Annotated in this window: 22 protein-coding genes; 11 read left to right on the top strand and 11 right to left on the bottom strand. The window is 44.3% G+C overall.

Annotated elements, in window-relative coordinates; all coding sequences use genetic code 11:
* Window positions 1–152 precede the first annotated feature (152 nt).
* A complete protein-coding gene (locus FM019_RS00200) occupies window positions 153–1763 on the bottom strand; it encodes a sodium:solute symporter (RefSeq protein ID WP_143833875.1) in 1611 nt (536 codons plus the stop codon).
* 379 nt (window positions 1764–2142) lie between these two features.
* Here FM019_RS00200 and FM019_RS00195 point away from each other — a divergent pair, with 379 nt between their 5' ends.
* The 5 genes from FM019_RS00195 to FM019_RS00175 all read left to right on the top strand — a co-directional run bounded on the left by FM019_RS00195 (window position 2143) and on the right by FM019_RS00175 (window position 5267).
* Window positions 2143–2643 (top strand): hypothetical protein, encoded by a 501-nt coding sequence (locus tag FM019_RS00195; protein ID WP_143833874.1) that lies wholly within the window; start codon window positions 2143–2145, stop codon window positions 2641–2643.
* A gap of 149 nt (window positions 2644–2792) precedes the next feature.
* A complete protein-coding gene (locus tag FM019_RS00190) occupies window positions 2793–3428 on the top strand; it encodes a hypothetical protein (RefSeq protein ID WP_143833873.1) in 636 nt (211 codons plus the stop codon).
* 67 nt (window positions 3429–3495) lie between these two features.
* Window positions 3496–4011, top strand: coding sequence for a lipocalin family protein (locus FM019_RS00185; protein ID WP_143833872.1), 516 nt, complete (start codon window positions 3496–3498; stop codon window positions 4009–4011).
* Between the two features lie 92 nt (window positions 4012–4103).
* Entirely contained in the window at window positions 4104–4607 is a 504-nt protein-coding gene (locus tag FM019_RS00180) for a hypothetical protein (RefSeq protein ID WP_143833871.1), read from the top strand.
* Window positions 4608–4703: 96 nt separating this feature from the next.
* Window positions 4704–5267, top strand: a complete 564-nt coding sequence (locus FM019_RS00175; protein WP_143833870.1) for a PhnA domain-containing protein — start codon at window positions 4704–4706, stop codon at window positions 5265–5267.
* Window positions 5268–5299: 32 nt separating this feature from the next.
* Here the strand turns inward: FM019_RS00175 and FM019_RS00170 are convergent, their stop codons facing one another.
* Window positions 5300–7045, bottom strand: a complete 1746-nt coding sequence (locus FM019_RS00170; RefSeq protein ID WP_143833869.1) for a lysophospholipid acyltransferase family protein — start codon at window positions 7043–7045, stop codon at window positions 5300–5302.
* 157 nt (window positions 7046–7202) lie between these two features.
* Here FM019_RS00170 and pyrC point away from each other — a divergent pair, with 157 nt between their 5' ends.
* The 5 genes from pyrC to dbpA are packed head-to-tail and all read left to right on the top strand — an operon-like array spanning window position 7203 to window position 12012.
* Window positions 7203–8237 (top strand): dihydroorotase, encoded by a 1035-nt coding sequence (gene pyrC, locus FM019_RS00165; protein ID WP_143833868.1) that lies wholly within the window; start codon window positions 7203–7205, stop codon window positions 8235–8237.
* 32 nt (window positions 8238–8269) lie between these two features.
* Window positions 8270–9106, top strand: coding sequence for a substrate-binding periplasmic protein (locus FM019_RS00160; RefSeq protein ID WP_143833867.1), 837 nt, complete (start codon window positions 8270–8272; stop codon window positions 9104–9106).
* Entirely contained in the window at window positions 9093–9908 is an 816-nt protein-coding gene (locus FM019_RS00155; protein WP_185969123.1) for an ABC transporter substrate-binding protein, read from the top strand. The genes FM019_RS00160 and FM019_RS00155 overlap by 14 nt, the downstream gene beginning before the upstream one ends.
* A gap of 11 nt (window positions 9909–9919) precedes the next feature.
* Window positions 9920–10609, top strand: a complete 690-nt coding sequence (locus FM019_RS00150; RefSeq protein WP_143833865.1) for a crotonase/enoyl-CoA hydratase family protein — start codon at window positions 9920–9922, stop codon at window positions 10607–10609.
* Complete coding sequence (gene dbpA, locus FM019_RS00145; RefSeq protein ID WP_143833864.1) at window positions 10606–12012, top strand: ATP-dependent RNA helicase DbpA; 1407 nt, start codon at window positions 10606–10608, stop codon at window positions 12010–12012. The genes FM019_RS00150 and dbpA overlap by 4 nt, the downstream gene beginning before the upstream one ends.
* Before the next feature lie 104 nt (window positions 12013–12116).
* Here the strand turns inward: dbpA and FM019_RS00140 are convergent, their stop codons facing one another.
* From FM019_RS00140 to FM019_RS00105, 8 genes are all read right to left on the bottom strand, one after another.
* Window positions 12117–13442, bottom strand: coding sequence for a tetratricopeptide repeat protein (locus FM019_RS00140; protein WP_185969122.1), 1326 nt, complete (start codon window positions 13440–13442; stop codon window positions 12117–12119).
* Window positions 13443–13452: 10 nt separating this feature from the next.
* Complete coding sequence (locus FM019_RS00135; protein WP_143833862.1) at window positions 13453–14061, bottom strand: energy transducer TonB; 609 nt, start codon at window positions 14059–14061, stop codon at window positions 13453–13455.
* A gap of 3 nt (window positions 14062–14064) precedes the next feature.
* Window positions 14065–14472: a biopolymer transporter ExbD gene (locus FM019_RS00130; protein WP_143833861.1), complete on the bottom strand. Its 408-nt coding sequence runs from the start codon at window positions 14470–14472 to the stop codon at window positions 14065–14067.
* 25 nt (window positions 14473–14497) lie between these two features.
* Window positions 14498–15022, bottom strand: coding sequence for a MotA/TolQ/ExbB proton channel family protein (locus FM019_RS00125; RefSeq protein WP_143834246.1), 525 nt, complete (start codon window positions 15020–15022; stop codon window positions 14498–14500).
* A 9-nt stretch (window positions 15023–15031) separates the two neighbouring features.
* On the bottom strand, window positions 15032–16354 hold the full coding sequence (locus FM019_RS00120; protein ID WP_260681498.1) for a MotA/TolQ/ExbB proton channel family protein: 1323 nt from the start codon (window positions 16352–16354) through the stop codon (window positions 15032–15034).
* 64 nt (window positions 16355–16418) lie between these two features.
* Window positions 16419–17186 carry a DUF3450 domain-containing protein gene (locus FM019_RS00115; protein WP_143833860.1) on the bottom strand — a complete coding sequence of 256 codons (768 nt, stop codon included), beginning with the start codon at window positions 17184–17186 and terminating at the stop codon, window positions 16419–16421.
* Window positions 17187–17359: 173 nt separating this feature from the next.
* Window positions 17360–20026 (bottom strand): TonB-dependent receptor domain-containing protein, encoded by a 2667-nt coding sequence (locus tag FM019_RS00110; protein ID WP_143833859.1) that lies wholly within the window; start codon window positions 20024–20026, stop codon window positions 17360–17362.
* A 129-nt stretch (window positions 20027–20155) separates the two neighbouring features.
* Entirely contained in the window at window positions 20156–22888 is a 2733-nt protein-coding gene (locus FM019_RS00105; protein ID WP_143833858.1) for a hypothetical protein, read from the bottom strand.
* 285 nt (window positions 22889–23173) lie between these two features.
* Between FM019_RS00105 and FM019_RS00100 the strand changes: the two genes are divergently transcribed.
* The gene (locus FM019_RS00100) at window positions 23174–24058 is read left to right on the top strand and encodes a hypothetical protein (protein WP_143833857.1); all 885 of its coding nucleotides are present in this window, start codon (window positions 23174–23176) and stop codon (window positions 24056–24058) included.
* 65 nt (window positions 24059–24123) lie between these two features.
* Here FM019_RS00100 and FM019_RS00095 read toward each other — a convergent pair whose 3' ends face one another.
* Window positions 24124–26190: a M13 family metallopeptidase gene (locus FM019_RS00095; RefSeq protein ID WP_143833856.1), complete on the bottom strand. Its 2067-nt coding sequence runs from the start codon at window positions 26188–26190 to the stop codon at window positions 24124–24126.
* Window positions 26191–26220 lie beyond the last annotated feature (30 nt).

Genomic DNA, 26220 nt, shown 5'->3' with positions numbered 1-26220 from the left:
AAGTAATACCAATCCACACAAAGAAGTGAACAGGCAGCGAGAAAGTAAATGGGCGTAATCAAGGCGCTTGAATGAAGGAAGAGTGGGGCTCGTTTAAGTTCAAGCAACGCTTTGTTCAAAAACCGCTGGGCGCATTCTGACGGATCACTTCTTTATGTGGATTGGTATAATAGCGCGGAAAACATCAGGGCAAACCATATCAGTAATGTGAGGCTGATTGTCCAAACATAACTGTCATTGTTTTGTAGATCTACCTTCTGCGCTAAAGTAGAAACCGCAGCTTGCTTTGTAGTCCTTTGAGCCAAAGTAAATAAAAGTGCAACGATTACAGTAACTATGAATCCGGTAACATTCCACCAGAGCCACGAAAGGTTGGGGAGTTCAATCCAGCAATAAGCATTGAATAAAAAGCCAGCTAACATTCCAGTGATCACTGCATTGGCCGAGACAATGCGTGTTAACACACCGAGCATGAATACCGCTAGTACGGGCCCGTTAGCTAATGAACCGATTTTGTTAATCGCTTCGAGTACCGTAGACGCGATGTCCCCAACAAAGAATGCCATGGTGAGGGTGATCAGTCCCCAAGTCGCAGTGATCAACCTTGAAACCCACAATTCACGTTTTAGTGACCACTTCTTTTGTCTGAACCGAAAAACAAAATCTTCCATGGTGGTTGCACTCAACGAGTTTAAAACTGAATCTAATGAAGACATTGCTGCAGCAAAAAGAGCTACCAAAGCCATGCCTACCAATCCAACAGGCAACTGTTGGATCATGTAGACAGGAACCGCGAGATTGTAATTTGCTTGTTCGCCGTTGGCTGGCAATGAACCAACAAATTCGCTGTTATTGATGGCATAAGCGGCAATTCCGACACCGACAAAGCAATACAAAGCAACAAGTGGAAAGCGCAATAACCCATTGTAGAAAAGTGCTTTTACACTGCCTTGTTGACTGTCGCTTGATAGCACTCGTTGAGCCTGACTTTGATCACAACCGTAATAAGAAACATAAAGAAACAGACCACCAAATAACATTGGCCAAAACGCAAAGGTGTGACCATCGCCAAACCCGTGTTTATCAAAACGCAATGTTTGCAGTCGTTCACTAGGCACGGTTTGCAACATAGCACTCAAACCGCCAGCGTCAGCCACTAGTGATACAAAAACAATAAGCAACATCGCGACCAAAATAATCATTTGCGCCACATCACTATAAATAACGCCCTTGATACCTCCCATTACGTCGTACACTACCGTAAATAATCCAAGCAGCACGACAGACCAGAAGAAACTCAATCCGGTGATTAGCTCAATAACTAACGCAATACTATAAACGGTGACCGCCGTGGCAAAAGCGCGCACGAATTGAAAAAGTCCGCTCAACAGCAACCGCGTGCGCAGATCAAATCGTTGTTCGAGAAACCCATAAACAGAGACTAATTTAAGAGCGCGAAATACTGGTACTAAAACCAAAATAATGACTAGCATGGCTAATGGAACAGCTAACTCATATTGCAGCCAAAGCAAGCCTCCGCCGGCGGCAAAGGCAACAAAAGCCGGAGCACCTAAGATGCTATTTGTTGAACACTGTGTCGCAAGAATGGAAATCGCGATTGGCCAGCTACCTATCTTCCTACCGCCTACATAATAGTCTTCTCGATTATGTTGACCGCGAGACAAATAGTACGCGAAACCTAGCAAGGCAATAAGATATATAGCGATTACCAACCAATCAATTGGATCAATTGAAGAAGCCATCCATTCTCCTGTCTGGGGCTCGAGAAGGCCCGTTATGATATCTGCATTTGTTAATACGTCGCCCGTTTCCGCCCGTTGCATTGTCGCTTTGTTCTTGCATTAAAGGGAGGTGCAGCAGTCTTTTGATGCGTACCAACACGAGTTGCTGATGATTTTGGAAGTACACTCAATGAGGATTATTAAGGATAAGTTCACTTTATTCAAAACTTTTGGTTCAGTCATTAGTAGTGAAAACAGTCTGTAATAACGACTGAATACCTCCTATTAGACTAATTGATAATGTAGCAATTGATCATTTTTTGTTACGTTGGACCACGATTCGAGATATTCAAAGTTATATGTTCTGTCAGATTACAATAATTAATACAGACAGAGTGGTTTGAAAATTACAGTGATTAGCTACTATATTGATACCGCACAATCGGTTGTAATGTCTAAGGTAAAGGGAGAAATCGCTTTTAGCGATATGCTCAAGCATTTGCATACCTTGTTGCAAGATCCACAGTTTCGACCAGGGATGAACAGTTTTTACGACCTAACCCAATGTACCAACATTCTTGGAGAGCTCTCCGATCTCAGTGCATTCACAAAATCTATAAGTGACAGAAATAACGACCTGCCAAATAGCAAAACAGCGCTCCTCCTTCCCAGCGGTAATGGCAAATTACTCAATCTGGTTAAAGGAATAGTTATGATGACTTCTGCATCGAATATTGAGCATCGTTACTATTTGGACTCACAATGCCATCTAGCCTATCAATTTGTTGGCTTGCAATATGTTGAAAACGACCTTCACAGGCTTAACATACTTCGCCGCGTTAATGAGGAAAATCACAAAACCTCTCAGATAGAGCAACCGAAAAAGCCAATTAGTCATTGATTTGAGCTAACCGAATCGTATTTGGCACACCAAGACACCTTCTATAGAGTCATCAAATTTCCTGGTTCAATAATTAATTTGTCCTCTCATTGTCGTTTATGTCAAAGTAATAACTCCGCTAACCAATGTAACAGGCCAAGTAGTTTTCTATGAGTGAGTACCAAAAAGAAAGCCAATTATTATTGTTGCTCGATTACTTCAAACAAAATCCTGGGACAACCTTATCCATTGCATACATGCTGCTGACACTTTGCGGGATTTTGTATAGTCAGGGATTTTATGAAGAATTTAACATCGAAATTCTCAAGTTGGCGAATGTGTCTGATTTGATGATTATCGGCGTGAGTGAACCTGCGGCTATCCTAATGTTTGGCGGTGGTTTGTTGGTGGCCTACTTTACAGATTTTATCACTCGACGATCTTACGACGCACAAAGACGTTGGCGAGAAAAGCCAAAAAGCTTTAAACGAAGACTGATTTTGACCGCTGTATACACGCCTAAAAAAAGTATCTCGGTTATGTTCATCTTTGTTTGCACGTTTGTTGTCTACTCGTATATTTTTATGACCTTATATGCCGACTGGAAAAGTAAACAGGTCAAACGTGGCAAAGGCAAGCAAGTGATATTAGAGTTAGTCGAAACAAACAAATTACGAACGGTGACCTTATTAGGATCGACGACAAACTTTATACTCACTTATCATCCCGATAGTAAACAAGCCAATGTATATCCGGTCGATCAAATTAAATCTATTGTTCCTGCGGCGAAACCTAGCGAGCAATAGTGAGATACGCAAAGTGATACGTATTTTCTATTTATACGTTTAAACATAAAAGTATGAGAGATCTCCCTTGAAAAAAGCACTCTTCATCGCTGCCTTTATCCTTTTACAAGCCTGCACAAGTATCCCTGACGGTATTAAACCGGTCGACAATTTTGAGCTGGATCGTTATTTAGGTACCTGGTACGAAATCGCGAGATTGGATCACAAATTTGAACGTGGACTGGATCATGTTACTGCCCACTATGAAATGCGTGAAGACGGTGGCGTAAGTGTGACTAATCGGGGTTACAACGCAGAAGAAAACGAATGGGAGCAAGCTGACGGCAAGGCCTATTTTGTCGGGGATCCCCAAACAGGTCACTTGAAAGTTTCTTTTTTCGGTCCCTTTTACGTCAGCTACGTGATTTTTGATTTGGATTCAGAGGGTTATCAATATGCTTTGGTGACAGGTCCAAACAGAGACTACTTTTGGATACTTAGTAGACAAAAGCAGTTACCTCAAGCAATATTAAACGCATTGGTGGAAAAAGCTAAGACCAATGGTTTTGCCACTGAAGAATTAATTTACGTTAGTCATCCTTAATGCTGTAATAGATTGGCGTGAAATATATTGCGTGTTAACAGGGTCTTAAACTGGACCAAACACTCAATAGTAAGCTTATAAAAAGGATCGCCATGCTCGATAGTCAGTTAGAAATTGTGCAGCAAGCCAAACAATTCCTACGTGATATCCATATAGACGAATATACCGCTACCGTTACGCCACATTTTTCAGGCAGTGCAGGGGCGCACATGCGTCACGTATTGGATCACTATTTAGCGTTGATGCATGGCTTTGATAGTGGGTTGGTCGACTACAACAAGCGTAATCGCTTCTCCGAAGTGGAATCCTGTCCAAAATCGGCAATGGCTATTTGGGATGAGATCGAATCTTGGCTTTCAAACATTTGTGCACAGCCTATGGATGCCCCACTACAGGTGATGAGTGAAACTTGTATCTTTGAAACTCAATTTGCACAAGTTCCTTCAACACTAGCCAGAGAGCTAGTGTTTGTTTCAAGCCATGCCATCCATCATTTTTCGTTGCTTGCAGTGATCCGGTCTTTGCAAGGCAAAACAACACCCGAGTATTTTGGTATCGCACCCGCTACCGCAACCTTTATTCGCCAGCAAGCCTAAACATACCTGGACGCGCAGTTGAGTCTATAAAACCATAGTAATCGTAAGGATTTTATGGATAATAACCGCGCATTTCCAATCAGCCGGTAAATTTATATGTCCATTGAGCAATCTCTACTTTCTCGCAGTAATGAATCTTGTGAGCTGTGTTCCAGTAAAGAATCGTTGCGTGTTTATGAGGTCCCACCGGTAGAAGCCCATGCTGATAAATGTCTTTTGGTCTGTAAAACTTGCCACGCACAGTTAACCGACGAAAACGAATTAGATGCGACCCATTGGCATTGTCTAAATACTGCAATGTGGAGTACAACACCTGCGGTGCAAATCGTATCTTGGCGACTCCTCAAACGTTTAATGTCTGAACCCTGGGCACAAGACAGTTTGGACATGCTTTATCTTGACGAAGATATGCAAAAATGGGCCGAAGCGGGCCTAGTGGAAATTAATGATGAAGCGACCCTCGATTGCAATGGTACGCCTCTGCAAACTGGTGACACGGTTACTTTAGTTAAAGATTTAAATGTAAAAGGTGCGAATTTTACGGCTAAACGCGGCACCGCAGTCAGAGGGATCGCATTAAGCAGCAATCCCGCGCACATTGAAGGTAAAGTGAATGGCCAGCGCATTGTGATAATTAGTGCTTACACTAAAAAATCGTAATCGCCTTTCATTGTAGCGTGTTTCTTCCCTTACTATTGAGCTGTCTTATAATCCTGCCAAGAATCACCAAGGTACAGTTTCAGTAGTTTCTCCGGCGCATTAGGTAAGTCAACACTCAGCAAAAGGCCAGGGGTATCGTTGAAGTGTTTATCAATGCCCAGACAGTGGAATTTTGCACCGAGCTTTTGATAATGCTTAGCCAATATTGGAATATCCTTACCATCATGTTCGATGCAAGCCAAAAGCGCAGACAAGTTATCAGCTAAATCGTGTTGTCGGCTGTAATCCAGTAGCTCAACTGGCAATTCAAAATCGTACTCGTTGAAGGGTTTTACGTCCTCGGTAGGTGTTACTAAGGCTTGCTTAATCATCGCCACACCACGATTGCTGTATAGCTTACTCAATGACACTGTTCCGTAAAGTGTCTTGTATTGTGGAAACTTACACACAAAGGCACCAATTCCTCTCCACAACAAAAACAACCCTTGAAAACTTTTTTGGTACTCAGGGATTAAGAACGAGCGTCCCATTTCTAAACAGGCAGATTGTTGATTAACGAATGTGGGTTTGAAATCAAACATCCTCGACAAATACAGTTTGGAAGTATCCCCATCTTTCAATAATTCATCTGTACGTCCCATTCGATAGGCACCGATGATTTTCTGTTGTTCGTTGTTGACGACAAACAGTTGAGTGTAGCTGGCATCAAAATGATCCGTATCGATTGGTTCACCACTACCTTCATTGTGCTCACGAAATACCTTTTCACGGAGTCTGGCAATTTCGTAAACGGTCTTTGGAAGCTGATGTTGATAGCCATAAAAAACGCTGAATGCTTTGTGGTCGAGCAACCTTTGGCCTTGAGGTAATTCGTTCAGCTCTGCTTCAATTTCTGCCCAAGGGGTTTCTGCTGCTAGTGGTTTTAGATCGGTAACCGGATCAGCAGGCCATTCTCGATCCCAACTGGGATCCTGGCAATAACTTTGAACTCGACAAAGAGCGGCAATTTGCGCGGTATTCTCATCTTTAAAATGCGACGCCTTCACAGGGTAACCGCAACTAACGGTGATCTGCGAATCTGTTTTGTTAAGAAGTTCTCTGGCAAGCATAAACATACGAAGACGATAATAAATACGGCCAAGTCGATAAAATAAAGGAGAATTTTGACCGCTTACAAATATGGGTAAATATCGCGCATCAGTAATGCTTACCAATTTCCCAATCACTCGATTCCAAGTGTGTTCGCTGACTCGCCCTTTGTCTTTTTGATAATAACTAACACGGCCTGCTGGAAAGATGAGCAATGCCCCTCCTTGTTTAACATGTTTAATGCTAGCGCGAATTGAAGGCGTGTTTTTAGGGTCCCGCTCAGACAAGGGGTTAGTAAAAATAAAATAATCACTCAATTCTGGAAAGAGTTTCAACCCCTGATTGGCTAGTACCTTGAGATCGGGTCTGACTTGGCCTATCAAAAGGCATAAGATAACGCCTTCAATGCCACCAAATGGGTGGTTGCTGGCAATCACAATAGGCCCCGATGTTGGAATGCCCTGCTGTAACGTTTTGCCTCCGTTGATACGGATATTCATCACATCTAGTAGTTTTTTGGCGAAGGCTTCCTTGTCTAAACCGCTCATTTTGTGTTGCTTGTACATGCGGTCCATTTTTTTGACGCCTAAAACCGAATCAAGTAGCTTGATTGCATACCGCATTGGTGCCTGTTGCTTTTCTTTGGGTAATAAATTGATGAGGCTAATTGAGCCGGATACTTCTGACATCGCAAGTCCGTAACATTTGATAGGGCGTTTCAATAATCAACTTTCTCACTTATAACAGAGGCGATTAATGTATTGCAAAGGATTATTTTAGCGCGTTAATAGGGCATAATAGTTGTAGACCGATAATCTAAAAAAAATATTACTGATTGAGAGCATTATGGACAAGATTACGATAACAGCACCTGATGACTGGCATTTACACTTTCGAGACTATGAGATGTTGGCAGAAACAGTCCCCGCTACCGCTCGTTGTTTTAAACGCGCGATAGTTATGCCAAATCTTGTTCCGCCAGTGACGACTGCGCAAATGGCAATGGACTACAAGGCCCGCATTCTGGCAGCTCGCCCGCAGCAAAGTGAGTTTGAGCCGCTAATGGTGCTGTATTTGACTAATCAAACTAGTAAACAAGACATCAGCGAAGCAAAAGCAGCAGGTGTGGTCGCAGCGAAGCTTTATCCCGCTGGGGCAACCACTAATTCCGACGCTGCAGTAGATGGCATTGAAGCCCTATACCCCGTATTTGAAGAAATGGCTAAACAAGGCATGTTGTTACTTATCCACGGGGAAGTGACACAAAACCATGTGGACATCTTCGATCGAGAAAAGGCCTTCATCGATCAATATCTGGCCGATATTGTTAAAAATTTCCCAGAATTGAAAGTCGTATTCGAACATATCACAACAGCGGATGCCGCAGCCTTTGTTGAACAGAGCTCTAATAACGTTGCCGCCACCATTACACCGCAGCATTTGCTGTTGAATCGCAATGACTTGCTTGTAGGTGGGATCAAACCACACAATTACTGTTTACCAGTTCTTAAACGCTCGACTCATCAACAGGCGTTACGGGAAGCTGTTGCCAGTGGTTCCTCGAAGTTTTTCCTCGGTACAGATTCCGCTCCTCACGAAAAACATGCTAAAGAATCTGCTTGTGGTTGTGCAGGATGTTACAGCGCCTGGAGTGCATTGGAACTCTATACTCATGTCTTTGAAGAACTTAACGCCCTGGATAAACTCGAAGGATTTGCGAGCTTTCACGGTGCGGATTTTTATGGTTTGCCAAGAAATACAGGAAAGGTAACCTTGGTTAAAGAAACATGGCAAGTTCCAGAGAGTATTACTCTGCCAAATGGTAACCCAATCGTACCGTTTTTTGCCGGACAGCGAGTTGACTGGAAAATTGCAGACTAACGGTTTTTCTCGGTAAAAAAAGGTTGTTGGGTATGATTATTACAGTCGCGCTAAGATACGGGGCAAACTTTGCGGCCGCCGTTATCGGTTTAGGTCTTCTATATTCCAATCACGGGCGAGCAGCAGAACAAGAATTGATCATTCTGACCAATCCTCTGCCTTTTTTTAGTGAAAGTAATCGTAATGGAAAACCTTCAGGTTACTCCGTAGAACTGGCTAAATTGATTGCTGATCAGGCACGAATGCGGTATTCGATATCTGCGATGCCTTGGGCTCGTATTATGGCGAAGAAGGAAGGGGACGTGCCGATTATGATTTTGGGGTTGGCTCGCACCGAGGCAAGGGAAGAAGATTTTCATTGGCTCACTGCGATTTCACAAAATCAGGTAGCAGCCTTTGCGAATGATCCGCCGCAAATTTCACTTACGTCGCTTAAATTACTCGACGAATTTGGTTATATCGCGGTGTTAAGGGACGACTACCGTCAACAAATTCTTATCGATAATAAAGTTCAAAACATGGTGACATTTAACTCGTGGGAACAAGCTGTTAAAACTCTTATTCGAGGAAGGGTCGATAGCGTTTTTTTGTCGGATATGGGTCTTGCGTTAACTTGTTTACAAGCAAGTCTGAACTGTCGTTCTCTCAAAAAGGTACTGACGTATCAAGTTACCCAGAGTTATATTGCAATGGCAAAAACCAAAGTTAATGATGTCGTCGCCGATAGCTTAAAAACGGCCGCACAAATGGTGAAAGAGTCTGAAGAGTTTCGCCTCATGGCCGCACGCTACTTGTCTGGGCGCGAAGGTTTATCAAAGTCATTGGTTTTAACCAATGGTATGGTGGAAGTTAAGAATGAGTTTCCGTAACGGATCCACACTATTTTTCATATTGGTCGTGTTAGCACAACGCGTTTTTGCGCAAGTGCCGAACACGCCTGATTTCTGGGTGCTGACTAACCCTGAAGCGCCTTTTGTTGTGCAAGATGATAAACGTCAGTTAAGTGGTATGCTGGTGGATGTGGTCAATGGCGTGCTTAGTGAAGCTAACATAAAGCAGCAAATTCTTGCGGCGCCATGGGAGCGGGTCGAGCGAGAAGCGCGAGTAAAATCCAATGTATTGGTATTCGCTTTAGCCAGAACGCCTGAGCGCGAAAATTATTATCACTGGATAACGCCTTTAACTGCCAATGTATTTGCTGTGTATGGGCACAGCGCGACCAAAGACCACTATCAGCATCTTGATGAACTAAAGAATATTTCGTCTATCGCGGTCCTTAATAATGACGTGCGACACAAAATCCTGCTAAACGCCAAGATGACAAATATCAGACCCTATGAAAGCTGGCAGGAGGCGGTCGACTCGGTGGTCAATGGACAGTCAGAAGCGATATTTTTATCCGATGCCGGTATGCAATTTTTTTGCGAAAAATCGACAAATAATTGCAAAGAGCTCAAGCGCGTGTTTATGTACGAGCGAATGTTCAGTTATCTGGTGTTGTCCAAAGCGGAAACTGATGAACAGTTAGCTGACAGATTAAAAAGTGCAGCCCTTAGATTTAAGCATTCTGAGGAATTCACTCAGCTTACGCGACATTGGTTAAAACAATACGAAGAATTACCAATTCCGATGCACATGGAAGATGGTGTGCTTAATTTATGGCAGCAATAAAGGGCCCTTAAATGACAAAACTTGTATCCTACCAAGCAAAAGAAAAATACGCAGTTATTTCCATCGATAATGGCAAAGCCAACGCTATCTCCCATGAGGTCCTAGACCAACTCAATTTATGTTTAGACAAAGCTGAGAAAGAGCAAAAAGTTGTTGTGCTTACCGGAAAAGCAGGAATATTCTCCGCTGGATACGATCTAAGCGTAATGAAACAAAGCATGGAAGCGGCAATGGAGCTGGTGGAAAAAGGCTCTACACTTTCTCGTCGACTGTTATCATTCCCCACACCAATCGTCGCGGCCTGCCCAGGACATGCCGTAGCAAAAGGAGCGTTTTTGTTACTTTCTGCAGACTACCGAATAGGCGTTGAGGGCGAATTTAAAATCGGATTAAACGAAGTCGCAATTGGCATGACGATGCACAACGCTGGTGTAGAATTGGCGAGAAACCGCTTGGCCCCCGTATACTTTAATCGTTCCGTCATTAACGCAGAAATTTTCAACCCAGACGGTGCGTTAGAAGCCGGCTTTATAGATCTTGTTGTGAAACCGAAAAAGTTTGAAAAAATCGTTGAAAAGGTTGCGAACGCCATGGCGTCGCTCGATATGCGAGCCCATCGTCAAACAAAACTTAAAGCGCGAGAAGAGTTTTTAAGCTTATTGGACAAATGCATCGAACTAGATAAAACGAGTTCACTTTGAATACTGAATCACCCAGTGGCGACAACGCACAACCTTTTGAGTCTCTTGAACTAGACGCCAGACTGACAAACAATTTAGCGACCCTGGGTTTCGCGTCCATGACCGAAATTCAAGCTCAAAGTCTGCCAAAGATTTTGGCAGGTAAAGACGTGTTGGCCAAAGCGAAAACAGGAAGTGGTAAAACCGTGGCCTTTGCATTGGGCTTGCTGAATCGTTTGGACGTTGAGCGTTTTCGCGTGCAAGCATTAGTTATGTGTCCTACAAGAGAGCTGGCGGAGCAAGTTGCACAAGAGATCCGTCGCGTAGGGCGCATGATTGAAAACATGAAAGTGTTAACCTTGTGCGGCGGCTCTCCGATGGGACCGCAAATTGGTTCTTTGGCACATGGTGCTCATATTATTGTTGGCACGCCAGGTCGCATAATGGATCATCTTTTCAAGCGGCGTTTGGACCTTCGTGACGTCAACACCCTTGTCCTTGATGAAGCTGATCGTATGTTGGACATGGGGTTTGAAGATGAAATGGAAGCAGTAATCAAAGCATCCCCCAGTGATCGGCAAACGCTTTTGTTTTCTGCAACCTACCCAGATCAGATCCGTCAAATAAGCCTCAAGGTACAACGCAACCCAATTGAAATCAGTGTTGAGTCAACACACGATACCAGCAAAATTAAACAATTCTTTTTTGAGATTGAAGAGAATCATCGCAACAACGCAGCTTCGGCTTTGTTAAGTGAATATCAACCTGAATCTGCAATCATTTTTTGCAATACCAAAGTTGCATGCCAATCTCTACTTGAAGATCTTTCAGAACGAGGTTTTTCGGTGCAAGCCCTCCACGGCGATCTTGAGCAAAAAGATCGCAATCGAGTGCTAGTGCAATTTGCCAATAAAAGTATCAATTTGTTGATTGCGACTGATGTTGCCTCACGGGGTCTTGATGTTAAAGGCGTAGGGATGGTGTTGAATTATCATATTACACCTGATCCAGAAGTGCATATTCATCGCATTGGCAGGACAGGGCGCGCCGATGAGGAAGGACTAGCGCTAACACTTTGTGCCCCGAATGAAATCTCTCGGGCAAACGCTATTGAAGATTATCAACAAGCGAAAATTCAGTGGAAAGCAATACAAGCCATGCGATTTCATGCCAATCGCATCATTAAACCTGAATACCAAACCATCTGCATTGATGGCGGTAAAAAGGCCAAACTTCGTCCTGGAGATATTTTAGGCGCGTTGACCAAAGATGCCGACGTGCCCGGTGACGATATTGGTAAAATTAATGTTACAGCCACACACAGCTATGTCGCGGTCAAAGTGCGCAGTGTTAAGCGCAGCCTAAAACAAATTAATGAAGGCAAAATGAAAGGCAGAAAGTTTAAAGCACGTAAATTGACCTAACAGATAAAAAACATTCGGCCAAAGATGGATCCGGAGTATTGATTGCTAAAAAGCTAAATCAATTTCCGGATTTTTCTTTGTAACGCCCCAAGCTTTGGCAGCTGCTATGACCCAACCTGTGTTGCGCGGCCCAGCACATTGCTAAAGTATTCTTGTTCATTTTTTACAAACTGACTCCAGCGTTTGGCCATGGCTTCAGTTTTCTGGTGTTCTTCTGCTTTGGCCAGTTGTGTTAGCGATGCCACAAAACGTTGCTTGTTAAACAAAGCCATTCCGAGAATTAAATGCGCGTTTCCAGGGTTACGCAAGTCACCTTTGTCTATCGCCCGTTGTGACGCCTCTATGGCGTCGTCATATTTTTCCATATTGAGGAAAATCTGCGCGAGTTGCATATCGAGTTCACCGTCGGAAGACATTTGTGCCGCTGCCAACATTACCGGCACCGCTTTTTCATCTTCCTTTGCCAGAGACCAACTTTGCGCTAAAAATTTTAGATTGCGCAGGTCGTTGTCCAAGACACCATGATCAATCGCCTGTTCGATTATTTTGGCTGCTTTAAACGGGGCCTGATGGTAGTAATATAACTGTGCTAAGTTAAATAAATCATTGGCTTTGTTTACAAAACCTTGTTGATACGCTGATTCAAGAATTGCTAGCTGTTCTTTTTCCAGACCCAATTCACCGTACATGCCTGACAGCTGCACCCAGTACTCTGGCTTGTTGAACTGTTTAACCATTTTGACCAGCACTTCGGTCACTTTTTTGGGGTTTTTCAACTCGTAATAAACGGCACGCTGCAACACATACCAACTTTCTTCTACCTTGAAACCAAGTTCGCTTGACTCCTGTTGCTCAATGGCCGCGTTAATAAATCCCGAAGCCGCAACGTAGTCTTTTTTCTGGTACATCGCCTGTGCCTTTAATACAAGGTTTTTGGCGGGTATTTCTCCATCATGCAAGGCTTCCCATTTTTCCAAATGACTCACAGTCTTGTCGTAGTTTCCACGCATCATATGCAGCTGAGACAGACTAAATAACGTGCTTTTTTCAAAGGATTCCGGGATGGGCTGCTGAGCGACTACTTTTTCAAAAGAGGCGATCGCATTGTCATAATCTTCAGCGTTGTAATAGATAAAACCAAAGAAGTTATACATCATCGCTAACTCGTAGCTGTTCATTGAAGAAGACTTTCGTTCCACCGCTTTAAGTGAGTCTAACGCTTCGTCAATTTTGTCCATATCAGCGAGGGCCTGTGCTCGTGCGAGTTGGTCGTAGACTTTTGAGCGTAACGCTGGTGTGCGCTTAGTTTTCTGTTCTTTTTGGACTTCCGCAACGGCGTTGGTTGTTGTCAACAAACTACCTGAAATTGCCATCGAGAAAGCTAACAGCAAAGACATAGTTTTTTGAGAAATCGCAGCAAAACGTTTCATTTGATCACCTTTAACCATCTATTTGAAAAGAAATACGGTTTTGCACACCTGCAACTTCTGCTGCTTCACCGTTTATTACCCGAGGTTTATATTTAAATTTCAATGCCGCATCGACAGCCGCCTGCTCAAAAATACCTGCAGGCTCCGCTTCAATGACTGTTGGATTGCTTACTGAACCTTGTTTCGTCACAGTAAATTCAACGATGACATAACCTTCAATTCCCCTAGACAACGCGCGCCTCGGGTAAACGGGCGACACTTTCACGATGGGTAAATACTCACCGTCACCCGACTCCAAGGCTAGTCCACCTTCTAGAGAAACATCCGCTGCGACATCCGCAGCAAAGTCATAACCACTGCTTAGTGGATCAGAAGATGCAAGATCCATTTCAGGTTGAGGCATATCAGGTGGTGGTTGCTCTGGCTTAGGGGGCTTTCGCGGTTTGCGCTGTTTTTGTTCGGTAACTTCGTCTTTTTTTACTCTTACGAAATCCAAAACACTACCTTTGGATGGCTCTGACAACGCCTGGTCACCACTTTTAATCAGCGCTTGCATTAAATAGAACAAGCCCAGTGTGACACCTGCAGCTAATACAATGGCAATCAAAATACGCGGCATGGCTTAAGGCTCTTGTGCAGCGATGGAAACATCAAATACGCCTGCTGCCCTAGAGGCATCCATGACAGCAATCAATGTTTCTGTTGTGGCTTTTCTATCAGCTTGGATGACGACTGTGCCTTGTGGGTTCTCAGCATGTAGTCGCTCAATATTTGCTTGAACGGCACGTTTGTCGACACGACGTTTATTGATCCAGATTTCGCCTTTGTCGCTGATCGCAACCAAAATATTGGCACGGTCCTTTTTGACTGCGGTGGCCGCATCAGGTCGATTGACATCGATGCCCGCTTCTTTGACAAAGGATGCCGTCACAATAAAAAAGATCAGCATGATAAATACCACGTCCAACATCGGCGTCATGTCGATGTTCGATTCTTCTTCATCAATTAAATTCTGAAAGTGCTGTTTCATTTTATTCTCTCTAGTTCCTCAGGACTTAGCCCTGACGCTGCATAATTAATGCGTCTTCTAAATGTGTACGTTCGGTTTTTGCCGTTCGAGTTAGCCAAGTCGAGGCAAAAACTCCGGACAATGCGCCCACCATTCCGGCCATCGTTGGAATCGTCGCCTTGGATACGCCAGCAGCCATTGAACGTGCATTACCACCACCTGAAAGTGCCATGACATCAAAAACCTGAATCATGCCTGTCACAGTACCCATTAGTCCCAGCAAGGGGCATAGAGCAACCAAAGCCTGAATAATAGGCAGGCTGTATTTCAGCTTTAGGCTCACTCGGGATACCATTGCCTGGCGAATTTGTTCTGCATTCCAGGAGGCTCGGTCAGTTCTTGCTTGCCATGTAGCAATGACGTGTTTTTTGAACTGTCGGTGGCCGCTGTTGACATAAATGATCCGCTCAAGGATTAATAGCCACATTGTGAAAATTAGGCCGCCAATAAAGAGCAGCACAATTCCGCCTGTTTCAGTAAAATCTCGAAGGGATTCGAATAGCTCAAGCATCATGATTGGTTATGCCTTCTCTAACCTTTCGGCACGCTCGGCAATGACCCCTGCGGCTTGTTCCTGCAAGATATAAATAATGTTTTTACTTTGTGTATTAAGCAGTGCGAACATCAAGGTAGTGGGGATAGCAACAACCAATCCCAAAACAGTGGTAATCAGCGCGGAGGATATGCCACCCGCCATGATTTTAGGGTCGCCTGTACCAAATAAGGTTATTTGTTGGAAGGTCACGATCATTCCGGTTACCGTTCCAAGCAACCCGCCCAATGGCGCTACGACCGCAATCATTTTGACCAAGGTTAAGAAGCGACCCAACTTAGGCACTTCGCCCAAAATAGCTTCTGTCAGATGCAATTCCAGTGCTTCGGTATCTGCATGTGGATACTTGTCCTTCACCAGCATCACTCGGCCGAGCGGATTGTCATCTTTAAAAGTATCGGATTTCAGTTGGCGTCTAACTTTATTGCTCACACTCGTGAGCACGATAAAGCGCCACACAGCGACAAAGATCCCTATTGCGCCGACAGCTATGATTATATAGCCAACAAGATCACCTTGATGGATGCGCTCTTCAAGATTCGGTGCGTTAACCAACAAACGCATAATAGTACCGCCCGTTGGATCAAGACCAAATTGAATGACATCGCCGCTTGAGTTTTGCAAATTTGCGGCACTATTTGTAAAGCGATCCGCTGGTTGTCTAACCAATTCAAACACAGAGTTCGTTGCACCTTCGTAATCAAGGTACTTGCCATCGGCGATAAGTGCAAAAGACCCGACGCGAACAACTTCTTTGTTTACTTTTGCGCCACCAGCTTCAACAACATCTGTGGTGAATCGGGTTACTTTGCCCGATTCGGTCATTTCACGTTGCAATTCAAACCAAACTCGCTCGATTTCTTCAATCGAGGCAAGCTTGCTGCTTTTACCCATTGATTGAGCGAGTTCATCTAGAAACTGAGCGCGACCTGGGATTTGTGCCGACACTACCGAACCGAAAAACTTGTTTTTGGTATCACCTGCAGTTTGCTGTAGCGCGCCAAATAACTCTTTAAGCGAACCTAACCGGGTATCCACCGCAGATTTGAGATCAGCAATTTTAAATTCGTTTTCTTCGTATTGAGTTTCAAGTTGCGAAGACAAGGCTAATTCATTGTCTCTTTGTCTTGAGGCATCACGAAGCATTTGGTCTTGTTCTGAGCGCTTTTGTGCAAATTCACGTTCACGTTCGACATTTTGCTGATTTTGCTGAAACTGGCCTTGCTCAAGCTGCTTTAACAAAGCATCTAGATCCAGTGCCTTTTCTTGAGCAACAAGATTAGACGTCATGGCGATTGACGTGACAAATACAAAAATTAGTTGGGTTAGTTTGTTCATCATTTTATTCACTTAATCACTCTGTCATCGCAATAGGTAGCATTAGCAGGTCTGGCGCCATTTGCTTTTTAGCCATTCTCAGCCCTTTAGTGACTTGAGAACGATAGCTGCTAGGCAATACTTCCCATTGACCAGTCGTTTTATTCCAATTGCCTTGTAAGCTACCATCGCGTGTTTGGTAAATAAGCGCTGTTCGACCAATTCTAAGAAAATCAACATTGCGTTCTTGGCCTTCAATCGTATGCAAGCCTGCATAGGCCTCCAACGTTCGTCCGTAGTCCATTTCCACTTGATAGGCTTCCATCACACGGCGAAACTTTTCTGAGGGTGCAACGTCAGCTCGGTCCATCATTTCTTTTAAATCTGCGACACGTTGGGCCCGTTCTTCAGGTAAAAACGGCACATCCAATGTGATGAATTGTTCGAGCCCAGCAATCATCTTCAGCATTAACGGCGTTATTTGGCGCTCCACCACGCTGACTTCGTCGATAGCGCTGTTTATGTCACGCATCTCTTGTTGCTGATTGGCGATTTGTTTGCGCAGTTGTTCGTTGTAAACGCGCAAGCCATCAGTTTCTTTATTGAGGGTTTTAAATTGTTGAAGTTTGTCTTCAATCTGGTCGGTTATTTGATTGATTTTTGTCTGTGATTGCTCTGCTGACTGATTAATTTCAGCGGCAGCGTTGACCACGGGCCTTAAATCTTTATCTTCCTGGGCTGAGAGTGTGGAGGTAAGCAAAGTGCCCACTGTTACTGCTACAGCTGCTTGTCTAAAAAACTTCATACAATTAGGTCCTGACTCTCGAATTGAGGCTGACACATAGCCGCCTTTCAAAGTTGCGTGCAGGATAATGACCTTGTATGACAGTTTGATTGCAGAAACATGACAATACTGCAACACTAAAAGAGCCAGAGCCGCAAAGGCGGCTCTGGTGCTTTATGGGGCGTGCGAATAGCCTAGAACTCGTAGGAGTAACTTAGGCTTGCACCAATCCCTCGGGTTTCTGAGCGAATCAATACACCTTCAAACTCAATTTCTTTGGTTTGATCAAGGATATTGTCTAACTTAAATTTCACCGTGCTGTTAAAGTTTGGATAGTAGGTATAAACAAAATCCAACGAATGAAACGGCTGTTCAAATGCGTCGTCTTGTAACCCTATTCCAGGGATAATGATGCGCTCTCCAAACACGTTGTAAACCAAGGTCGCAGAATGCTCACCATTCGGCGCATCGTAACCCAGTTGCATATTTACTACGTATTCAGAGTGACCGGTCAAACGCCTTACATCATTAACAAAATCCGGGTTAACTCCAGTTTGTTCAGTGATTTTTTCACGATCAAAGGTGGTTTCCGAATCACTTAAGGTGACGTTTCCAGAGAAAAACAAATCATTCCAAGTACTTGTATAATCGTTCCCCAAAAAGCCTAAACTTTTAAGAAATTCAACTTCTATACCATATACCTCTGCGCTTTCACCGTTAGCAATCCTTGTCCGAGGAGCGGAATCACCTTGCTCTGTCTGGAATCCCTCAATTGGGTCAAGCATATCTTTGTAGAACAGTGCGACGGATAAGTTGTCGCCTTGATCAAGATACCACTCCCAACGAAAGTCGTAATGTTTGATACTTGTAGGCCTTAAACCTGGCGTTCCTCGAATAGGGAATTCTGTAAGTGGGTCGATGTAAAGGGCATCAGAAATTTCCCTCAAGTCTGGGCGAACCACCGTTTCTGCATAACTGAAACGGTATTGCATACTGTCATCAGGGATATAGGTGAATGCTAACGCAGGATAAAAATCGTCCTCTTGAAATGTGAGATCTTCAAAATTACGCTCTGGCGGGTTATTGCTGTTACGCGAACTGGAGTCCAAAATCGCTTGTTTGAACTCTTCCCATCTTACACCACCGGATAACCGCCACTGATTATTGAAAAAAGCATCAAATTCAAAATACGCTGCATCGGTAATTTGTGCTGAGGTGTAATCATCTCCTGGTGCAGCAGATTGGCGCAGTAAATTTTGGTTAAGGTTGCTTTCAAAACCAGAGATCAATTCGTCGGTAAGTATGTCATTGAGATTAAACCCAGCGAGTTCCTCAGCTGTAAAACTGTTGGTTAGAAAACCAATGGCACGGTTTTCACCCACTCGCGCTTTTTGCACAAAATCGACGCCGGCTTTAAATTCGAAATCCCACTTCTCCACTGACACAGGTAATGAAACATTGCCCCCCCAATTCTTGACAATATCGTCTAAACGCTGGAAGGTATAGTCTGCTTGGCCTGTACGCCCTCTGATTAAGGAGATTGATTCAACACCTCGGTCAAATATACGATCTCCATCAGCATCAAGGAAAGAAAACCCAGTGGTAATATTGCCCGGCGCTCGACGGAAACTGCGAGATTCAGAATATTTCCAATCGACGCCCATAAACCACAAATCTGGCAGAGTGTGAGAGCCCTTTATTTGCCCAGTACGCATATGGCGTTCTTCGTACAATAGATCGTAAGAACGGATAAACTGACCTTCGTCGGTACTGGTATTGGCATTAAAACCATAACGTTCACGGATCTGGTCACGTGTATCGTTTAGCGTTAGCAAGCTTACGTCGATATTGTGGTAGTTGGTATATTTCAGACCCAAATTTAATAACCCAGACCATTGGACAGAATGCTCATTGGATTCGCCCACTGGCCAACCAGACTGCAAAGTCCATCCACCTTCGCCATCTGAGCTAAATTGGTTGCCTTGAAACTCGTCAGACACTTGCCACGAATTGTCATAGCCAAGCGTCGCTAGAAATCCTACTCGCCAATCATTGTTAATGTCGTAGTAGTCTCCCACCGAAATGTCGAAGCTCACATCGGGATCAACTGCCTCTTTGATTGGGTCGTAATTTCTATTCAAGCCAAGGGCCACTTCTTGCTGTTGTGCGATAGTTAACTGCTCGATGGTCAGTTGTCGATCAAACACGTCGCGCAGTGCACTTGGCATTTCGCGCGTTCCATCGTCTCTTCCATAAAAATCGTCACTTCCGCCGTCATAGTGCCAGCCATCATCAAAGTTGTTGCTATTGACTCCAAGTCCTCCCGAAACCTTGAATAAAAAATCATTTGGAATGGTTTTCAGACGAATATCGACATTTCCGCCACCAAATGAAGCAGGCATAGAAGGTGAGTAGGCTTTTTGAACAGACAAGCTTTCTATAATCTCAGCTGGAAACAAATCCAACGGGATGACACTGCGGGTTGGATCGGGACTTGGTACAGTCATGCCGTTTAATTGCGTACTTGAATATCGCTCTCCCAAGCCGCGCACGTAGATGAATTTGCCATCAACCAAGGTTAAACCTGTTACCCTGCGCAGTGCCGAGGCGGCATCGCTGTCTCCCGTTCTGGATATTTGGTCGGCGCCAAGGATGTCAGCGACAAACGCTTGTTCTTTTCTTTCTTGAAGTACCGCCGTAGCTGTCCCTTTCAAACGCGTGCCGGTAGCGACGACCTCTTCAATGACGTTTTCTTCTTCACCTGTTTGTTGAGCCAAAACATATGATGATTGTGCGCTCAACCCTGCAATAATTGCCAAGGACAGGTTTGCAACAGAAAACCTTTTGGCTAGCTTATTCATTTTTAACCTCATTAGAATGCTTATTAAAGGTCCTGGGTTTGCTTGGACCTTTTAACAAATAACTGTCTGATAAAACAAAGTGCGTTGGACACCCAACGCACTTTGCTCTGGCTCCATCATTGCAAGTCTTTACAGACCTACAGTCCAGCCAGCAGTCCAGTCATTGCCTTCTTCAACCGCTCCAATGAAATCAACGTTGTCGAAGAATGTATCGCCAGTGAAGTCACGGGCCGCAGCATCCGTCGTTGTGAAGATGCCATTCAATACCGCTGCACGATTTGCAGCAATTGAGTTGCCGTTTTGTCCGAGGAACCATGCTTCAAGGTCAACGTCGCCGTCAGCGTTTTTAAAGTTTTCGCTGTTTTCACATGCAAATACGGCGTTGGTCATGGAGATGGTGCCATCACCAAGGTTTGCTTGAGACACTGCATTACCTTCTACTTCAAAACACTCACCCATCAATGCCGGGCCGGTAACAATCAGGTTATACAATTGCGCGCCTGTACCTTCACGTAAGTAGATACCTTCAGACGGGTCGTCTTCTGGATTGAAGTTATTTCCAATACCAGTGAAGTTTGCAATTGTCGGATTAGATTTTGGCTCTGCAGCCAGGTTGCTTCCATCATTGTCGGCTTCAATTAGGCGGTTCGCATCGCTGTCGTCGTTAGCGTGTTGAACCAATACATACTGCATCTTGCCGCGATAGCCGTGATCCCAATCGACACTGTCATCCTGGTTGGCCGTTAGGACGACATATTTTAAGTTAACCGTACCACCGAAGAATTCGATTCCATCGTCTGAGTTCTGGTGAACTTGAATGTATTCAACGGTTGTCCCTGAGCCAACACCACCAAATGTGATACCGTTTAATTCATTGCCTGGCTCGACTTCAAATCCGCCATGTTTGACGACTACGTAGCGAAGCACACCTGAGTTGTCTTCATCGTTTGTGCCGCCATAAAACGCACCAGAGACACCTTCAACTTCACGTGCGCACGGTGTACCGTCTGTCGGGCATTTGTTGCTTTGAGCATTGCCCAACAACACTACGCCGCCCCATTGACCTGGGCCGGTTGCTTCACCTGTAACATCTTGAGTGGATGTAAATGTGATGGGTGCCGCGGCAGTACCTTCTGCCATAATTTGTGAACCTCGGCTTACAACCAACGCATCGCTAGCGCTGCGACCATAAATAGTGACACCTGGCTCAATAGTTAAGGTTGCGCTGTTTTCATTGTCGCCGCCGACGAAGGTTACACCCGATAGGGCGTATATATTGCCAGCAGTTAATGTAGTATCGGCTGTGATAGTGCCGGCAGGAATTTCACAGGTAGTTGTGGATCCATCGACAGACAAAATCGAAGAAGTGCCAGTAGGGCAGCCTACTTGTTCTGCTTGCGCGGTCACTTCGCCACCACCGTAGCCAAATGCCCAGCCTTCTCGCCAATCAGAAGAACCATCGAAAGCACCTACATAATTTGTTGCATCGAAGAATCCATCTACCGTATTAGACGTATCTTGACCTGCGCCCAGTAATGGAGAGCCCGCCATGGGTTGTCCATTAGACATAATCATAGGGGCGTCGCTGATAAAGTTACCTGTCTGGCCTAAGAACCATGCTTCCAAATCGACATCGGTGTCGCCGTTTTTGAAGTTTTCTTCATTGGTACAGGCGAAAGCGGAGTTTTCCATTAAAATGGTTCCGTCCCCCAAGTTAGCTTGAGAAACAGCATTACCCTCTACTTCGAAACATTCACCCATTTCAGATGGACCAGTGACGACAATATTGTAAAACTGACCACCGGTACCTTCACGCAGGTAAATCCCTTCAGACGGATCTTCGTCTGCAGCAAAGTTATTACCTATTGCAGTCATGTTAACTAGGGTCGGGTTTGATTTAGGGCTAGCATCCAAGTTGCTTCCATCGTTGTCTGCTTCGATGATGCGGTTTGCATCAGAAGCGTTCGGATTGTGTTGCACATAAATGTGCTGCATACGACCTTGGTAGCCGTGGTCCCAGTCAATACTATCGTCTTGGTTGTTGGTTAGCACCAGGTATTTGACGTCAACATTGCCGCCAAAAAACTCCACGCCATCATCAGAACTGTTGTGAACCTGGATATGATCAACTGTAGTGCCAGAACCTACACCACCGAAGGTAATGCCATTTAATTCGTTACCTGGTTCGACTTCAAATCCAGAGTTTTTTACTACAACGTATTGCAGTGTGCCCGAGTTGTCTTCTGTGTCCGTACCGCCGTAGAAAGCGTCAGCTACGCCCTCAACTTCGCGAGCACAAGGTGTACCGTCTGTCGGACATTTGTTGCTGGGCGCATTGCCAAGGAGTACCAAACCGCCCCATTGTCCAGGAGAAATTGGCTCGCCAACCACATCTTGCAAAGATGTCATTATGATTGGCTGAGAAGCAGTACCAGCCGCTTCTAATCTGGAACCACGACTCACAACCATTGCATCACTGCCACTTTGACCAAATATCACAACACCGGGTTCAACGGTCAAAACTGCTGAATTCTCATTGTCACCGCCGACAAATACCGAACCTGACAATGCGTAAAAGGCGTCTGTTGTTAGTGTCGTGTCTTCAGTGATTGTGCCAGATAAAACCTGTACCGTGACACTGCGACCCAAGGCTTGGGTAACCGCTTGAGTTAACGAAGAACTGAACTCGCCTGGGAGTGGTTCGCTTGGTGTTGGAGTAGGCGTTGGAGTTTGAGTGGGTGGGTTATTGATTGTCTGACTATTGTCAATATTGCCTTCTGTGATATTAATATCACCGCCACAACCTGCTAGTGCAATGGCCGTAGCTACAGCGCTTGCCCTAAAAACATTTTTGAGTTCCATCGTGCTCTCCACATGCGATTTTATGATTATTGGATTTAAAAACGCGAGCAAAGTAACTAACAAAAATGACAAACTTGTTACAGTAAGATAATCGTCACAAAAGTTTAATATTGATGCAGTTCTATTTTTTAGGCTAACGGCTGCTGCGAACCAAAACTACACTGATGCTGTTCCACATCTTTCGGGTATACGAACTACAACGATATCGGTAATGCGCATACGGACCTTTTAAAATTCTTGACTATAATGGGCTTAGAATTGATTCTCTGGTTTTTAGGATGCTTTATGGGCAGGAACATATTCGTCACTATGCTAATGTGTTGCATTGGATGGACCTGCTCGGCCGAAATATTAACTTTAAAAATTCCCCTAGCAAGATCTCAGCACGATATTTCATATGACTACCATACTAGACTACTGGCAGCAGCGATCGAACGTGGAAGCGAAGGTGAGCATACCGCTAGTTTTGTCGCAGAAGTGGACATGCATGAGGGCAGAGCGACCCGAGAACTCATTAAGGGGGAAAATCTTGATGTGTTTTGGATGGGCACAGATTACAGCAAAGAGCAGCAATTACGCGCGGTTCCGATCCCAACAACCAGAGGCTTGATTGGCTTTCGAAAGTTTGTGATTAGAAAACAAGATATTGGAAAATTTGCACGCATTAACACCATCGAGCAACTCAGAGAGCTCACGGCATGCCAAGGAACCGGGTGGCCAGATACATTAATTTTACGCAACGCTCAGATAAAAGTAGCCACGACTCCAGCATTAGAAAATATATACAAAATGCTCGCTGCGGGCCGATGTGATTTTTTTCCTCGTGGTTATCATGATCACCAAAAAGAACTTCAACTTAGAGCCGAACAATATCCCACATTGTTAAGTTATCGGGGGATCATGTTACATTATCCGTTTGCGGTGTATTTTTTTACTAGTTTAGAAAACGCTGAACTTGCTAGTTGGATCGAAAAAGGACTTGATATGATGATCGACAGTGGCGAGTTTCAATTGCACATGCAAACTCATGAATTGACGCGAGATGTCTTCCCACTTGGTAAAGAGGCAGATGTCAGAGCCATATCAGTTAAAAATGTCATCCTGTCAGAAGGCACCGACTATTCAAACGAGAGATACTGGTTCCAACCAAAAGATTTTGGATTGAAATAAAAAAGGCGCCAACAAGAATTGGCGCCCAGATTAACGAACCCAACTTGGGATTGGTTATATTTTGATTACCAGATTTTCACACGTTCTGCTGGTGGCAGGTACAGGGCGTCTTGCTCGGTAATGTTAAACGCTTCATAGAATTCCGGTACATTTCTAACCGAGCCATTTGCACGAAACTCGCTAGGCGAATGTGGGTCAGTAGTGATTTGATTCCGTAAGGTTTCATCCCGATATTTGTTGGCCCAAATTTGACCAAAACCAAGAAATACCCGTTGAGTACCGGTAAATCCGTCAATCACTGGCGCTTCTTTGCCTTCCAGCGATAGCTCATAGGCTTTCAGCGCGATGCTGATCCCACCTAAATCACCAATGTTCTCACCTAAGGTAAATTCACCGTTAACAAATACATCTTCCAATGCTTCAAATTGATTGTATTGCTCGATAAGTTGCTTGGTTCTGTTTTTGAATTCCGATTTGTCTTCGTCTGTCCACCAGTTGCGTAGCACCCCGTCACCGTCAAAGGTACTTCCAGAGTCATCAAATCCGTGACCAATTTCGTGGCCAATTACCGCTCCGATCCCGCCATAGTTAACGGCGTCTTCCGCTTCCATGTTAAAAAATGGAGGTTGAAGAATGGCCGCAGGAAACACGATTTCATTCATTGGAGGATTATAATATGCGTTCACCGTTTGTGGGTTCATAGCCCATTCGTGTTTTTGCACTGGTCCTTTTTGTTTTTCAAGCATTAGCGCATATTGCACTTCACTCGAACGTTTAACATTGCCAAATAAGTCATCTTCAGCAATGGTCAAAGCACTATAATCTTTCCACTTGTCTGGGTAACCGATTTTAGGGGTAAATTTAGATAATTTGTCTAGTGCCTGCACTTTTGTTTCGTCAGACATCCAGTCCAATTCCTTGATACTGATCTCATAGGCTTTCAACAAGTTATTGACCAGTTCCATCATGCGTTCTTTTGCTTCAGGCGAAAAATGCTCCTTAACATAGACTTTACCGATCACTTCACCTAAGTGGCTATTTACCAAATTGACGCCGCGGCGCCACATTGGACGTTGCTCTTCTACACCGTAAATAACTTTGCTGTAGAACTCAAAATTTGCCTTATCCAATTCGCTGGTTAACAGCGTTGAGGCACGGTTTATCAGGCCCCATTTTAAAAACACTTTCCAGGTTTCAAGATCGGTATTGGCGATGATCTCGTCCATGTTGCGCATGAAGTCTAGTTGGGTGACAACAAGTTCTTTGACATCTGAAAGCTGTCCTTCGGCAAGCATGGTTGTCCAATCAAACTTCGGCATAAGCTCTGCAAGCTCAGCAACAGGAATGTTGTTGTACAAGGCAACCATATCGCGAGTTTGCTCTTTTTTCATGTGATGCTCAGCGATACGGGTTTCCAATTCCATAATAGTCTTTGCATGCTGCTCGCCATTTTCCAAACCGGCCAATGCAAACATACGAGCAATATGAGCAAGATACTTTTCGCGAATAGCAACAGACGCTTCATCATCTTTAAAATAGTATTCTCTTTCTGGCAGGCCGATACCACCTTGCCAGGTTAAAATCATATAAGAGTTGGGATCTTTAAAATCGACGTATTGGCTAACAGAAAACGGCGAACCAAAGCCATATTTGTTTGCATAGGCAAAGTGTGCGGCAAGGGCTTTGTAATCGGAAATGCTGTCGATTTTGTCAAATTCGGGGGCCAGAGGGGCAATACCAATCTTATCGCGTTGCTCTATATTCATGAATGAGTTGTACAAGCCACCCACTTTTTGCTCATCACTACCCATGGCAAAGTCGCCTTCAGAAGAACTTTTTATTATGTTCATCACGTCTTCTTGGGCTTCGTCTCTGAGTATCTGAAATCCGCCATAGCTTGCTTTGTCATCAGGGATTTCAACACTATCTAACCATTTGCCGTTTGCGTACTTAAAAAAGTTCTCGCCGGGGCTGATACTTTGATCAATATGATCAAGAGAGATACCTGAACTAAGCTGCTGTTTGGCTTCAACAGCTGCTTTTGTCTCAGTCTGCTCAGTTGTGTTTTGTTGAGGTTGTGAACAACCTGTAACGGCCAATGCGACGGCCATGGACAGAACATAACGCTTCATTTTTACACCTTATTTTTCATGGTCTTGCTT

The organism is Aliiglaciecola sp. M165 (assembly GCF_007197995.1).
Taxonomy (GTDB): Bacteria; Pseudomonadota; Gammaproteobacteria; order Enterobacterales; family Alteromonadaceae; genus Aliiglaciecola.
This window is presented reverse-complemented; position numbering and strand designations above follow the sequence as displayed.

Bases quoted from the DNA above. Each gene is read 5' to 3' on its own strand.
- FM019_RS00200 (WP_143833875.1), bottom strand. From the start codon at position 1,763: ATGGCTTCTTCAATTGATCCAATTGATTGGTTGGTAATCGCTATATAT.
- FM019_RS00190 (WP_143833873.1), top strand. From the start codon at position 2,793: ATGAGTGAGTACCAAAAAGAAAGCCAATTATTATTGTTGCTCGATTAC.
- FM019_RS00180 (WP_143833871.1), top strand. From the start codon at position 4,104: ATGCTCGATAGTCAGTTAGAAATTGTGCAGCAAGCCAAACAATTCCTA.
- FM019_RS00175 (WP_143833870.1), top strand. From the start codon at position 4,704: ATGTCCATTGAGCAATCTCTACTTTCTCGCAGTAATGAATCTTGTGAG.
- FM019_RS00170 (WP_143833869.1), bottom strand. From the start codon at position 7,045: ATGTCAGAAGTATCCGGCTCAATTAGCCTCATCAATTTATTACCCAAA.
- pyrC (WP_143833868.1), top strand. From the start codon at position 7,203: ATGGACAAGATTACGATAACAGCACCTGATGACTGGCATTTACACTTT.
- FM019_RS00160 (WP_143833867.1), top strand. From the start codon at position 8,270: ATGATTATTACAGTCGCGCTAAGATACGGGGCAAACTTTGCGGCCGCC.
- FM019_RS00155 (WP_185969123.1), top strand. From the start codon at position 9,093: ATGAGTTTCCGTAACGGATCCACACTATTTTTCATATTGGTCGTGTTA.
- FM019_RS00150 (WP_143833865.1), top strand. From the start codon at position 9,920: ATGACAAAACTTGTATCCTACCAAGCAAAAGAAAAATACGCAGTTATT.
- FM019_RS00140 (WP_185969122.1), bottom strand. From the start codon at position 13,442: ATGAAACGTTTTGCTGCGATTTCTCAAAAAACTATGTCTTTGCTGTTA.
- FM019_RS00135 (WP_143833862.1), bottom strand. From the start codon at position 14,061: ATGCCGCGTATTTTGATTGCCATTGTATTAGCTGCAGGTGTCACACTG.
- FM019_RS00130 (WP_143833861.1), bottom strand. From the start codon at position 14,472: ATGAAACAGCACTTTCAGAATTTAATTGATGAAGAAGAATCGAACATC.
- FM019_RS00125 (WP_143834246.1), bottom strand. From the start codon at position 15,022: ATGCTTGAGCTATTCGAATCCCTTCGAGATTTTACTGAAACAGGCGGA.
- FM019_RS00120 (WP_260681498.1), bottom strand. From the start codon at position 16,354: ATGACGTCTAATCTTGTTGCTCAAGAAAAGGCACTGGATCTAGATGCT.
- FM019_RS00115 (WP_143833860.1), bottom strand. From the start codon at position 17,186: ATGAAGTTTTTTAGACAAGCAGCTGTAGCAGTAACAGTGGGCACTTTG.
- FM019_RS00110 (WP_143833859.1), bottom strand. From the start codon at position 20,026: ATGAATAAGCTAGCCAAAAGGTTTTCTGTTGCAAACCTGTCCTTGGCA.
- FM019_RS00105 (WP_143833858.1), bottom strand. From the start codon at position 22,888: ATGGAACTCAAAAATGTTTTTAGGGCAAGCGCTGTAGCTACGGCCATT.
- FM019_RS00100 (WP_143833857.1), top strand. From the start codon at position 23,174: ATGGGCAGGAACATATTCGTCACTATGCTAATGTGTTGCATTGGATGG.
- FM019_RS00095 (WP_143833856.1), bottom strand. From the start codon at position 26,190: ATGAAGCGTTATGTTCTGTCCATGGCCGTCGCATTGGCCGTTACAGGT.